11 protein-coding genes and 1 pseudogene are annotated in these 11,970 nt (G+C 64.3%); 9 read left to right on the top strand and 3 right to left on the bottom strand.

Annotation, left to right across the window (positions count from 1 at the left end; all coding sequences use genetic code 11):
• Positions 1-121: 121 nt before the first annotated feature.
• The 3 genes from ABS769_RS04870 to ABS769_RS04860 all read left to right on the top strand — a co-directional run bounded on the left by ABS769_RS04870 (position 122) and on the right by ABS769_RS04860 (position 2,895).
• A complete protein-coding gene (locus tag ABS769_RS04870; protein WP_023903384.1) occupies positions 122-1,462 on the top strand; it encodes a dicarboxylate/amino acid:cation symporter in 1,341 nt (446 codons plus the stop codon).
• Positions 1,463-1,475: 13 nt separating this feature from the next.
• The gene (locus tag ABS769_RS04865; protein ID WP_317060543.1) at positions 1,476-2,312 is read left to right on the top strand and encodes a class I SAM-dependent methyltransferase; all 837 of its coding nucleotides are present in this window, start codon (positions 1,476-1,478) and stop codon (positions 2,310-2,312) included.
• Positions 2,313-2,403: 91 nt separating this feature from the next.
• Positions 2,404-2,895, top strand: coding sequence for an acyl-CoA thioesterase (locus tag ABS769_RS04860; RefSeq protein ID WP_006449965.1), 492 nt, complete (start codon positions 2,404-2,406; stop codon positions 2,893-2,895).
• A gap of 166 nt (positions 2,896-3,061) precedes the next feature.
• Here ABS769_RS04860 and ABS769_RS04855 read toward each other — a convergent pair whose 3' ends face one another.
• Entirely contained in the window at positions 3,062-3,811 is a 750-nt protein-coding gene (locus tag ABS769_RS04855) for a C40 family peptidase (protein WP_074057100.1), read from the bottom strand.
• A 109-nt stretch (positions 3,812-3,920) separates the two neighbouring features.
• On the bottom strand, positions 3,921-4,577 hold the full coding sequence (locus ABS769_RS04850; RefSeq protein ID WP_317060542.1) for a C40 family peptidase: 657 nt from the start codon (positions 4,575-4,577) through the stop codon (positions 3,921-3,923).
• On the opposite strand from ABS769_RS04850, the gene ABS769_RS04845 reads away from it, so the two are divergent.
• The 6 genes and pseudogenes from ABS769_RS04845 (at position 4,576) to ABS769_RS04820 (ending at position 9,640) form a co-directional block, all read left to right on the top strand.
• A complete protein-coding gene (locus tag ABS769_RS04845) occupies positions 4,576-5,055 on the top strand; it encodes an FKBP-type peptidyl-prolyl cis-trans isomerase (RefSeq protein ID WP_006449968.1) in 480 nt (159 codons plus the stop codon). The genes ABS769_RS04850 and ABS769_RS04845 overlap by 2 nt on opposite strands.
• A 223-nt stretch (positions 5,056-5,278) precedes the next feature.
• Positions 5,279-6,523 (top strand): DUF418 domain-containing protein, encoded by a 1,245-nt coding sequence (locus tag ABS769_RS04840; protein ID WP_317060540.1) that lies wholly within the window; start codon positions 5,279-5,281, stop codon positions 6,521-6,523.
• Between the two features lie 186 nt (positions 6,524-6,709).
• Positions 6,710-6,850, top strand: a pseudogene (locus ABS769_RS04835) (amino acid dehydrogenase); the annotation flags it as partial.
• Positions 6,847-8,217 carry a glutathione-disulfide reductase gene (gorA, locus tag ABS769_RS04830; protein ID WP_317060539.1) on the top strand — a complete coding sequence of 457 codons (1,371 nt, stop codon included), beginning with the start codon at positions 6,847-6,849 and terminating at the stop codon, positions 8,215-8,217. The pseudogene ABS769_RS04835 and the gene gorA, both read left to right, overlap by 4 nt.
• A 279-nt stretch (positions 8,218-8,496) precedes the next feature.
• Positions 8,497-8,904 carry an MGMT family protein gene (locus tag ABS769_RS04825; protein ID WP_317060538.1) on the top strand — a complete coding sequence of 136 codons (408 nt, stop codon included), beginning with the start codon at positions 8,497-8,499 and terminating at the stop codon, positions 8,902-8,904.
• Between the two features lie 40 nt (positions 8,905-8,944).
• On the top strand, positions 8,945-9,640 hold the full coding sequence (locus tag ABS769_RS04820) for a rhomboid family intramembrane serine protease (protein WP_317060536.1): 696 nt from the start codon (positions 8,945-8,947) through the stop codon (positions 9,638-9,640).
• A 231-nt stretch (positions 9,641-9,871) separates the two neighbouring features.
• Here the strand turns inward: ABS769_RS04820 and ABS769_RS04815 are convergent, their stop codons facing one another.
• Entirely contained in the window at positions 9,872-11,884 is a 2,013-nt protein-coding gene (locus ABS769_RS04815) for a M13 family metallopeptidase (protein ID WP_317060535.1), read from the bottom strand.
• Positions 11,885-11,970 lie beyond the last annotated feature (86 nt).

Genomic DNA, 11,970 nt, shown 5'->3' with positions numbered 1-11,970 from the left:
GCGCATTATGCCGGGATGCCTGGTGTCACACAGATGACACGCCGCTGTTCCAGTCGTGGCCTCGCGGGCGGCGCGGGCCTGGGCTATGGTGCATGCACTCTCCCCCCGGATGATTCGACGCATGACATTGGTCTCGGCCTGGTTGCGCATTCCGTTCTGGCAACGCGTGGTGGCCGGCTTCGTGCTCGGCGCAATCGCCGGCGCTGCCATGGGCCCGGCCGCCGATGTGTGGTTCGGCCCGCTCGGCGATCTGTACGTCACCCTGATCAAGATGATCGCGATCCCGCTGGTGTTCTTTGCGGTGATCAATGCGATCTCCTCGCTGCACGGGCAAAAATCCGTCGCCGCGCTCGGTGGGCGCACGTTTTTGTGGTTTGTCATCACCGCCGCGCTGGCGGTGGGCGTGGGTCTGGCAGTGGGCACGCTCATGCAGCCCGGCGCCGGCCATTTCAGCCTGAGCGTGGACTCGGCCTGGAAGCCGCGCGATGTGCCCAGCCCGATCAAGGTGCTGCTGGACGTGGTGCCCTCCAACCCGTTCTACGCACTGACCGGCATCGGCACCAAGACCAACGCGGCCGGCGAGACGGTGCTGGCGGCCGGGCGTGGTTCGATCCTGCCGGTGATCTTCTTCGCCGCGCTGCTGGGCTTTGCGATGGTCAAGCTCGGCGAGCGCGTGGCCGAGGCGCGCAAGCTCACCGCGCAACTGAGCGACATCATGATCCAGGTCACCCGCTTCGTGCTGGAGATGACCCCGCTCGGCACCTTCGGCCTGATCGCCAGTCTGGTGGGCAGCTACGGCTTTGCGAAGCTGTTGCCGTTCGGCAATTTCGTACTGGCGCTGTACGTGGCCTGCGCGATCCACATCGTGGTGGTCTACAGCAGCTTGTTGTTGTTGCATGGATTGAATCCGTGGAAGTTCTTCCGTGGTGCGGCGCCGGGTATGCAGGTGGCATTCGTCAGCTCGTCCAGCTTTGCCGCGATGCCGGTGGCGATGCGCTCGATCACGCATAACCTGGGCGTCAGCAAGGATTACGCCGCATTCGCGGTGCCGCTGGGTGCCAGCATCAAAATGGATGGCTGCGGCGCGATTTTTCCGGCCTTGTGCGCGGTGTTCATTGCGCAATACACCGGCGTGCCACTGACCGCCAATCAATACTTCGTGGTGTTGATCGCCTCGGTGCTCGGCAGCTTCGGCACGGCCGGCGTGCCGGGCACTGCGGTGATCATGGCCACGGTGGTGCTCAGTGCGGCCAACCTGCCGCTGGAAGTCATCGGCTATCTGTATGCGATCGACCGCATCCTCGACATGATGCGCACCATGACCAACGTGACCGGGCAGATGCTGGTGCCGGTGCTGGTGGCCAAGGAAACCGGTTTGTTGGACAAGGCGGTCTACGAGTCGGCGTCTACCAATGTGGGCCTGGAAGATCCGCTGACCGATCGCGCCAGCTCGCAGCGCTGACCGCGACCGACCGATGAGTGTTGGATTTCCCGCGCTGCGCGATCGGCTGCAGCAGTTGTCCGAGCTGGAGAACATCGACGGCGTGTTCGTGCAGCGCTCGTTGGCCGATGATCCGTTTGAGCAGCAGTATCTGGAGATTCGGCGCAAGGAGGGCCGGCTCTACACCGATGCGCAGGTGCGCAGCCTGCCAAGGCCCAGCGGCAAGCTCGGCACGACGCTGGAATGGCGGGTGCGCGCGCTGTCCAGCGCGTTGCTGGTGCAGCATCTACAGGTGCGTGCAGGCGAGGGCGCCATTCTCGAACTGGGTTGCGGCAACGGCTGGCTGTCGCAGTTGCTGGCGCAATCGCTGCAACGCGACGTCTGCGGTATCGACGTCAATCGCACCGAACTGACCCAGGCCGCACGCGTATTCGGCCACGACCAGCGGCTGAGTTTCATCGCCGCCGACATCCAGACCCTGGCACTGCCGCGCGATCTCTTCGACATCATCGTGCTGCCGGCCTGCATCCAGTATTTCGCCGACCCCGCCGCGCTGGTCACCCGTTTGCTCGCCCAGCTGCGCGACGGCGGCGAACTGCACATCCTCGACAGCCCGCTGTACGCAGACCCGCAACGCGCCAGCGAAAGCGCCGCGCGCAGCCTGCACTACTTCACCGAGCTGGGTGTGCCCGCACTGGCCGAGCACTACCATCAACACACTTACGCCACGTTCGATCGGTTTGCTGTGCAATTGCTATTCGACCCGCGACGGCCGAGTGCGCGCCTGCGGCGGATGTTCAAGTTGAAACAGCTGCATTTCCCTTGGTTGTGTTTGCGCAAGCAGGACAACATTGAAGCGATACGCAGTTGATCGAATACACGCCGGAACGCCGAATGTCCCTGCGCGCTTATGTCGCACCTGCATGGCACACTGCCAGCTCATCCATTGACGAGGGCGGGCGGTGATTGGCGAACAGCGTGATCTGACATTTCGTTTTCTGGCCGAACCCAGCGACGTCAACTTTGGCGGCAAGGTGCATGGCGGCGTGGTGATGAAGTGGATCGACCAGGTGGGCTTTGCCGCCGCGAGTGGCTGGAGCGGGCATTACTGCGTCACCGTGGCGGTGGGTGGCATTCGCTTCGTGGCGCCGGTGCGGATCGGGGATCTGGTCGCGGTGTCGGCCAAGCTGGTCTACACCGGGCGCACCAGCATGCATTTCGCCATCGATGTGCGTGCGCGCAGCCCCATGGGCGGCGACTCGCGGCTGTGCACGCACTGCATCATCGTGTTCGTGGCGATGGATCCGGACGGGATCACACCGGTGGCAGTGCCCTCGTGGCAGCCGGACACGCCTGAGGATCAGCGCCTGGCCGAATATGCGCTCAAGGTAATGGAACTGAGCAAGGGCATCGAGGACACCATGTCGCATTACAAGGCGGATGCTGCGCACTGATCGAGTGGCTGCGCACCCGGTGACCCGCGCAGGATCCACGTGCTTGCGCGGTGTTGCGGTCTATTGGTTGAGTGCGGTTGAAGCACGAACCTAAAAAACCACTGACACGAAAAAGGCCGCGGGATCGCCGCGGCCTTCGTCTGTCATGCAGTGGATCAGGCGGGAATCACAGCACCCGACGCGCCTGGATGAACTTCTCGCTCCAGTAACCGCTGGCCAGCGAATCCACGCGCACGTCCTTGCCGCGGCTGGGCGCATGCAGGAACTTGCCGTCGCCGACCACCAGGCCCACATGGTCGATGCGGCCACGCCGGCCGAAGAACACCAGATCGCCCGCCTTGAGCGCGGAGGGGTCCTTGATCAGTTCGGCCGATTCGTCGCGGGCGATGTCGCGCGATACGCGCGGCAGGTCGATGCCCAGGGCGGTCTTGAACACATAGCCGACCAGGCCGCTGCAATCGAAGCCTTCGGTGGACTCGCCGCCCCAGACGTACGGGGTGCCGAGCAGGGCCATGGCGCGTTGCAGGATCACTTGGACACGGCTGTCGGCCACGGCGTTCTGGGCGGCGTTGGCCGCGCTCTGCGAAACGTCGTAATTGGCCAACAGGCGGCTGAGGTCGCCGGCGAACATCGCCGAACGGTCCATCAGCGGAATGGCGTCATTGGCGGCCAGATGCGGAAGCAGGGCGGCCAGGGTTGCGGTGGCAGCGGCGTCGGCGCGGCTGCGGGTTGCGGCTTTCTCGGCGGCGACGGCGCTGTCTGGCGTGGTCGTCTGCGGAACGGATGAGGGAGTGTTGGCGGTCTGTGCCAGAGCGGGAAGGGCTGCGAGCCAAAGAGCGGTGGCGCACAGCAGGCGGAGCGGTTTCCGGGGCGGAAGCGGTGCGGCGCCAGGATTGATCTGTTCGTCGTTCGTCACGCGGGAATCACATTTCTGCTGTCGATGCGCGATGATGCCTTGGTGAAAGAATCGTTACGTTCAAAAAAGGTTAAATTTCCGTTCTGTGACTTGTGATGTACATCACGTTTCAATGTAAAACACGCTTTGAACCTGAATAATGGTCGCGCCAGTAGGCTCCGTCCAGGAAATCCAAGCGGACTGTACCGCCGGTGCTGGGGGCATGCACAAAGCGGCCTTCACCGACATAAATGCCGACATGGCTGACGTTGCCGCTGGAGCCGAAAAACACCAGATCGCCGGTCGCCAACTTTTCGGGCGAAATTCTGGGTCCCTGGATGGCGGCCAGCTCGCGCGAGGTGCGTGGCAGCGCCAACGCCAATACATCCTTGTAGACATAGGCGACCAGGCCGCTGCAGTCGAAACCGGTTTCCGGCGTGTTGCCGCCAAACAGGTAGGGCGTGCCGACCAGGCCCAAGGCGCGCATCAGGATGTTGTTGGCGGCGGCCGGGTCTGCCGGCGGTACCTGCGGCCAGACGCGCGCAGTCGGCGCTGGGGCGGCAGCCGGGCGACGCACCGGGGTCTGTGCGCAACCGCCCAACAGCACGAGCAGGCCCAGCAATACACTGGCCACGACACGACGGGTGTGAGCGGCGAAAACTGGCGTGATAGGCATGGAGCCGGGATAATGGTCGGTTCGAAAGGTCGCCATGATGGCGGCGCACCCGGCGGCCGACAAGCCGTCCTCCACCGTCTGCCACCGGGCAGCCCATTCAGAGCCAGGCATGAAGATCGAAAAAGACAGCGTCGTCCGCTTCCACTACACCGTTTCGGAGATCGGCCAGGAGCCGATCGAGAGCTCCAAGGAACGTGACCCGTTGGCGATCATGATCGGCCACGGCAACATCATTCCGGGCCTGGAAGCGGCCATGATGGACAAAGAGGCCGGCGAGAGCTTCGGCGTGGACGTCAAGGCCACCGAGGCCTACGGCGAATACCGCGAAGGCCTGAGCCAGCGCGTGCCCAAGAAGCACTTCGGCGCCACCAAGCTGGCACCGGGTACCCAGGTGATGTTGCAGACCAACTTCGGCCCGCGCGCAGTGACGGTGCAGAAGGTCGGCATGAGCGTGGTCGATGTGGATCTCAACCACCCGATGGCCGGCAAGGATCTGCACTTCGATGTGGAAATCATCGACGTGCGTGAAGCCACCCAGGAAGAGCGCGACCACGGACATGTGCATGGCGAAGGCGGCCATCACCACTGAGAGCGGTGATTGACACGGTCGCGCTGCCCTCGGGCGGGCGTGGCCGGTGTCTGGACTTGGCATGTGCCACTCAGACATGCCGGTTTCTGGACCGTATCCGCTTCCAGCCAACGAGGGCTTGCGACGTGTTGCCAGCCACTCCGAGTGACCGCTGTAGGTTAAACGGCCCGCCATCTCGGCGGGCTGTTTGCATTTTGTCGTGCACACCACGCTCCGAGCCTTGATGACACCACGCGATTTTCTGCAGCCCATTGCCGCAACCGAGCGCATCGTCGTGCTGGATGTGCTGCGCGGCTTTGCGCTGCTGGGCATCCTGCTGATGAATATCGAAGCCTTCGTCGGCCCGCTCGATCTGGCGCTCACCGGAGTGGATCCGCACTGGCATGGCATCGATCGTGTTGCCGATGCGCTGGTCTACCTCTTCGTGCAGGGCAAGTTCTACACCTTGTTCGCGTTATTGTTCGGCATGGGCTTTGCGGTGATGGCGCAGCGCGCCGAGCAGGCCGGGCGCGGGTTTTTCGGCATGTATCTACGGCGGACCCTTGGGTTGCTGGCGATCGGGCTGGCCCATGCATTGCTGTTGTGGTCCGGCGATATTCTGGTGACCTACGCCTTGCTGGCGTTGCTGTTGCTGGCCACCCGCTCGGTGCCGACGGTGACGCTGCCGTGGGTTGCGGCGCTGGTGTACTGCTGCGCGCCTGGCTTGATGCTGCTGTACGGCGCGGCAGGGACGTTGACGCAGGCCGATCCGGCAGCTGCGGTGGAGTGGAACGCGGCGATGACCGATGCGGCGCAGCAGGCGGTGGCGAACGTACAGGCGCAGCGCGCCGCGTACGGCAGCGGCACGTACCTGCAAGCGACGCTGCAGCGCTGGCATGACCTGCAGGAGGCGATGAGCGGGCTGAGCATCAATGGCCCGGCGATGCTTGGCATGTTTCTGTTGGGCAGCTGGTTTGTGCGCAGCGGCGCGATTGCCGCACCCGAGCGCTTTCCGCGTCTGTTTCGCACGTTGCGTTATGGCGTGTTGCCGCTCGGGCTGGGCGTGATGCTGGTGAGTTATGCGTTGGAGCCGTGGATGGATCCGGCGCGTCTGGACTTGCGTGTGTCGGGCGCCTTCGCGTTGTCGTTGATCGCCGGGCCGTTGATGAGCCTGGGTTACGCAGCATGGGTGGTGCGGCTTGCACCGCGCCTGGCGTGGCTCGCACCGGCCGGGCGCATGGCATTGACCAACTACCTGCTGCAGTCGTTGCTGTGCACGTGGGTGTTCTACGGTTACGGGCTTGGTTATTTCGAGCAGTTGCCGCGCATGTGGCAGCTGCCGTTTGCGCTGGGGTTGTTCGCGCTGCAGGTGGTGCTGAGTCAGCTGTGGCTGCGCTGGTTCCGCTTCGGGCCGACGGAGTGGCTGTGGCGTAGCGTGACCTATCTGCGCGTGCCGCCGATGCGACATGGCAGCGCGCGCCTGGAGTGACACGTGTCGTAGCACGCGTATTGCTGCGGGTTGCGCGGCATTGCACTGTGCGCAGTTGCCAGGCCAGGCACGCAGGCCAGCACGCAGTGGTGGGCAGGATCATGACGCATTGCTCGTCGCTGCCATGACGACTGGATCGCGCCCGATTGCAGCCGATAGACAAACCATGCGCGATCTGCCGTCCGTCCTCACGTCTGGCTCGCGGCAGGGCATGGCATGCTCGCCATCAGCATGAGCACTGCAATCGAACAACTGATGGCCGATCTGATCACGGGCCGCGCACCTGCGCTGGACCTGCCTGCTTACCGCGCGGAGCGATTCGCATGAGTGCCCGTTACGACTACGATGTGGTGATCCTGGGCGGCGGTTCCGGTGGATTGGCGGCGGCATTTCGCGCGGCAAAACACGGTGCCCGCGTGGCGATCATGGAGCCGAACGAGTTGGGTGGCACCTGCGTCAATTTGGGCTGCGTGCCGAAGAAGGCGATGTGGTTGGCAGCCGATCTGGCTGGAAAAATCGGACTGGCCAGCGCGCTCGGTTTCGATGTGCCGCGGCCGACATTGGCGTGGCAGGAACTGGTCACGCATCGGCAGGGCTACATCGCCAACATCCATGCCAGTTATCGGCGCCGGCTCGATGAGGATGGCGTGGTCATGATTCCGCAACGCGGCGTGTTGCAGGACCGGCACACCCTCATGGGCAGCGACGGCGTGCCGGTGACCGCCGAGCACATCGTGATCGCCACCGGTGCGCATCCACTGCGCCCGGACGTGGATGGTGCCGAGCACGGCGAAGTGTCCGACGATTTCTTCAATCTCTGTCACGCGCCCGCACAGGTGGCGATTGTCGGTGGCGGCTATATCGCGGTGGAAATCGCCGGCTTGCTGCAGGCGCTGGGTAGCCGTGTGCATCTGTTCGTGCAGGGCGAGCGGCTGCTGGAGCGTTTCGATGCCGAACTGACCCTGCAGCTGGCCGACAACCTGCGCCATCTCGGCGTGCGCCTGCATTTTGGATTTTGTACCACCGGCCTGGAGCGCGATGCCGACGGTGGGCTGCGTGTGCATGGGCACCCGGCGCATACGAGCGAGCAGGGCAATGATGTCTTCGACAAGGTGTTTTTTGCCGTGGGTCGACGCGCCAATACTGCAGGGCTGGGTCTGGAGGCGGTTGGTATCGCGCTGGGCGAGAAAGGCGAAATCGTGGTGGACGAGGGTCAGACCACCAGCGTGCCGAATATTCATGCAATCGGCGATGTCGGCGGCAAGGTTGGGCTGACGCCGGTGGCGATCACGGCCGGTCGCAAGCTGATGGATCGCTTGTTCGGCAATCAGCCGGATGCGCGCATGGATTACGAAGGCGTGCCGAGCGTGGTGTTCTCGCATCCGCCGCTCGGGCATGTTGGACTGACCGAAGAGCAGGCGCGCGAGCGTTACCACGGTGCGGTGCGCGTCTACCGCAGCAACTTCCGCCCGATGCTGCATGCACTGGCCGATTCTCCCCAGCGCAGCCTGTTCAAACTGGTGTGCGTGGGCGAGGAAGAGCGCGTTGTCGGTGTGCACCTGCTGGGCGAGAGTGCGGACGAAATGCTGCAGGGGTTTGCGGTAGCAGTGAAGATGGGCGCGACCAAGCGCGATTTTGACGAAACCGTAGCGATTCACCCGACATCGTCCGAAGAGATTGTGTTGATGCATTGAGGTGGTGGTTGCGGCAGCTGTGGCTGTCGTAGCTGCGCGGACGAGAGCAGCAACTCAAAGCCCCTCTCCCCCGGGAGAGGGCTTGGGGTGAGGGTCGGTACAAGCGATGCATCGATTAACCTGGAGCTGGTGTTCAATGTCGGCAGTACCTCTTTCGGCGTTGCGTAGCGTTTGACTGCTTTGCTTGTTCAGCCGTGCGTGGCTGCGCCCGTACCCTCACCCCAACCCCTCTCCCGGCGGGAGAGGGGCTCTGGATCCTTAAAGTGGCATCCTTGCGTGATGTCCAAGCCTCGCCAAGCCAGTCCTCGTCCGTTTGCCAAGCCAGCTGCGCGTTCCGCGTCCAATGGTGCGGCGCTCTCCAGCGAGCAGGCACGACTGCGCATTTTTGAAGTGATCCGTGCGATTCCTTCCGGCCAGATTGCCGGTTACGGCGAAGTCGCGCTGCGTGCCGGCCTTCCCGGTCGGGCGCGGCTGGTGGCGCGCGTACTCAGCGGCAACGACGATCCGCAGCTGCCCTGGCATCGTGTGCTGCGCAGCGATGGCCGGGTCGCGTTGCCGGAAGGCTCGTCCGGCTACCGCGAGCAATGTCGGCGCCTGCGTGCCGAAGGCGTTGCGGTGGAGCAGGGGCGGGTGCGCCGTGCCAGTGCCGCGCAAACCCTGGATGCGGCTGTGTGGGGGCCTTCATAAGCCTGCCGTTATGATGGTTGGCATTCCGAAGGATGCCGCCATGCCACAACTGCCGCCCGTCACCAAAGCGTTATTGATCGCCAATATCGGCTTGTTCCTGTTGCAGTGGGCATTGGGCGACCTGGGCGCCGGCGTGTTGCCCTCCGATGCGGCGCTGTCGTCGCTGATGTTGTGGCCGATTTCCAACGGCTTCGATGCGTTCTCGCCAGGCGCCAGCTTCATGCCGTGGCAGTTGCTGACCTATGCGTTCCTGCATGGCGGTTTCAACCATCTGTTCTTCAACATGCTGGCGCTTTTCATGTTCGGCGCGGCGTTGGAACAGACCTGGGGCCAGAAGCGCTTTCTGACCTATTACCTGGTATGTGTGGCCGGTGCCGGCGTGTGCCAGCTGCTGATGGCCTGGTTCACTCAGAGTGGCTCGCCGGTGGTGGGTGCCTCGGGTGGGGTGTTCGGCCTGTTGCTGGCCTACGGCATGTTGTTCCCCAACCAGCGGGTGATGCTGTTGTTTCCGCCGATCCCGATGAAGGCGCGCACCTTCGTGATCGTGTTCGGTGCGATCGAACTGTTTCTGGGCGCGACCGGCTGGCAGCCGGGCGTGGCGCACTTCGCGCATCTGGGCGGCATGCTGTTCGGTTGGCTGATGATTCGTTACTGGCGCGGTCAGTCGCCGTTCGGCGGCAGCGGCGGCAAGGGTGGGAAAGGTGGTCGCAAGCCGCCGTTGCGCGTGGTGCGTTGAGGTAGTGGCGGGGGATCAGATAGGCGCTGAGCGGTAGGAGCGGCCTTGGCCGCGATGGGGTTTTATCGATAACGCTTCATCGCGGCCAGGGCCGCTCCTACATGGAGCAGGTCGGTCGCGTTACGCGCAATAGATAAAGCGCCGGAGACAAAAAAAGAGCGCGGAATCCGCGCTCTTTTTTGTTTCCAGTGACTGGGTGTTTATTTCCAGTGACTGTGCCTGGCGCTGAAATCAGCGCCAGATCTTCAACTGTTCGGCATCCACACGCTGCATCGGCTGGCCCGGCTTGCAGGTGAATGCTGCACCGAACTCGGGCAAGTTGGACAGCGGGCCGTTGGTGCGCCACTGGCCCGGCGCACGGATATCGGCGCTTGCACGCTGCACCGCTTCGTTCGGCGACAGCTGCTGTGCCCACAGGCCGGCCCAGGCAGTGAAGAACGCCTGCTTGTCGGCCTCGGTGGCGGCCGGCTGGGCCTTGCTGAAGGCCTGCCAGGCCAGTTCGATACCCGCCAGGTCGGCCAGGTTTTCTTCGGCGGTCTGCGCGCCGTTGACCTTGACGTTGGGCACGCCCGGGTACGGATAAGCGGCGAACTGATTGGCCACCTTGCCAGTCAGCAGCGTCCAGCTGGTCTTCTCGGCCGGCGTCCACCAGCTGCGCAACTCGCCCTTGGCGTCCACCAGCGAGCCCTTGGCGTCGATGGCACGGGTGATTTCGTGTGCCACCAGCGCGCCGTAGGCGCCGTACTGCGCGGCCGGGATGCTGCCGTTGGTCAGCACCGGTGCCTGCAAGACGGCGGCGGTGATGATCAGGCGATTCTGCGCGATGTCGTAGGCCACTGCCGGCTGCTGCGGCAGCACGTCCCAACGGCGGTCGGCGTTGCCCTTGCCGATACGCTTCATTTCTTCGCGGTGACGCCAGGTCGAGGCGATCAGCATGTTGCCGCCGAAGCTGCCGCGGCCCATCGGCTGCACGGTGTAGTCCAGATCACGCCGCGGTGCGCCGACTTCGATCTTCATCGCCGACAGTTTGGCCTTGGCTTCGGTGATAGCTTCGCCATTGCCCCAGCCGGTGCGCTCCAGCGCGGCCAGCTGTGCATCGCGCACCTGGTCGGCAATGGCTTCGGCCTGACGGCGGGTGTCGCTGCTCAGGTAACGCGCCACGTATTCGCGACCGAGCATCGGGCCGGCGGCGATATTGATCGCGTCCAGCACCTGCTGCCAGCGCTGCGGCGGCAATGCATCGCCACGCAGCAGACGGCCGCGGAACTGGTATTCGGCATCGTGGAAGCTCTTGGACAGGTACGGCGCCATCGCATCGCCCACGCGCCAGCGCAGGTAGGCCTTCCACTGGTCCGGCTTGATGCTGACGATCATGCTGTCGAGCTGCTTGAACATGGCCGGGTCGGCCATCGACACCAGATCGTCCTTGACGCCCTGCGCTTCCAGAAAGTCGGCCAGGCGCAGGTTCTTGTATTGCTTGGTCAGCTCCTTGGTGGCGATCGGGGCGTAGTTGTTGAACGGGTTGTTGATGCCCTGCACCGACTGCGCGCTGCGTGCCAGCGCGGTTTCGATCTGCAGCACCGACGCCGCATCGGCTTCGAGGCGGTCGGCCGGGGTGCCGGTCAGCGCCAGCATCTGCTTGACGTAGCTGCGGTAGCGGCCCATCAGCGCCTGGGTGTCGGCATCGGTGCGGGTGTAGAACGCCGGGTCGGGCAGGCCCATGCCGCCCTGCATGAAGTAACCGATGTGGCGATCCAGGGCCTTCAGATCCACGTCCGGGCCGAAGTTGAAGCCGACCGGGATACCGACCTGATGCAGCGCGGCGATGGAAGCGGGCACATCCTTGGCCTTCTTGATCGCGTCGATGCGCGCCAGCAAGGGGGCGATGGGATTGGAGCCGTCCTTTTCGACCGAGGCTTCGTCCAGGCCGCTGGCCCAGAAGTCGCCGAGCAGCTTCTGCACGTTGCCCTGCGGGGTCTTCATCGAGGCGTCCAGCAATTCGCGCTGCTGCTGCAGGGCGCGCTCGGACAACTGGCCCAGTGCGGTGACGGCGCCGGTCTGCGGCAACGGATTGGCCTTGAGCCAGCCGGCATTGGCGTAGTCGTAGAAATCGGTACACGCCGCCGACACGGCCGGGGCCTTGGGAGCGGCCTTCTTCTTGCGCGCGGCGTCGGCGTCGGGGGCGGACAGCAGCGTGATCAGGCTGAAGCCAAGAGCGAGGGCAAGCGGACGAATGGTGGGCATCGAGAAGAAGGGTGGCCAGATTGAAGTCGGCGGAGTTTAGCAAGGCTGCGCGTCGTGCAGGCGGGCGCGAGCTGCCGTTCGTCCTC

This window comes from Xanthomonas hortorum (assembly GCF_040279205.1).
Classification (GTDB): domain Bacteria; phylum Pseudomonadota; class Gammaproteobacteria; order Xanthomonadales; family Xanthomonadaceae; genus Xanthomonas; species Xanthomonas hortorum_F.
This window is presented reverse-complemented; position numbering and strand designations above follow the sequence as displayed.

Excerpts from the sequence above, each read along its gene's own strand:
- ABS769_RS04870 (WP_023903384.1), top strand. The coding sequence starts at position 122 with ATGACATTGGTCTCGGCCTGGTTGCGCATTCCGTTCTGGCAACGCGTG.
- ABS769_RS04865 (WP_317060543.1), top strand. The coding sequence starts at position 1,476 with ATGAGTGTTGGATTTCCCGCGCTGCGCGATCGGCTGCAGCAGTTGTCC.
- ABS769_RS04845 (WP_006449968.1), top strand. The coding sequence starts at position 4,576 with ATGAAGATCGAAAAAGACAGCGTCGTCCGCTTCCACTACACCGTTTCG.
- ABS769_RS04850 (WP_317060542.1), bottom strand. The coding sequence starts at position 4,577 with ATGCCTGGCTCTGAATGGGCTGCCCGGTGGCAGACGGTGGAGGACGGC.
- ABS769_RS04840 (WP_317060540.1), top strand. The coding sequence starts at position 5,279 with ATGACACCACGCGATTTTCTGCAGCCCATTGCCGCAACCGAGCGCATC.
- gorA (WP_317060539.1), top strand. The coding sequence starts at position 6,847 with ATGAGTGCCCGTTACGACTACGATGTGGTGATCCTGGGCGGCGGTTCC.
- ABS769_RS04825 (WP_317060538.1), top strand. The coding sequence starts at position 8,497 with ATGTCCAAGCCTCGCCAAGCCAGTCCTCGTCCGTTTGCCAAGCCAGCT.
- ABS769_RS04820 (WP_317060536.1), top strand. The coding sequence starts at position 8,945 with ATGCCACAACTGCCGCCCGTCACCAAAGCGTTATTGATCGCCAATATC.
- ABS769_RS04815 (WP_317060535.1), bottom strand. The coding sequence starts at position 11,884 with ATGCCCACCATTCGTCCGCTTGCCCTCGCTCTTGGCTTCAGCCTGATC.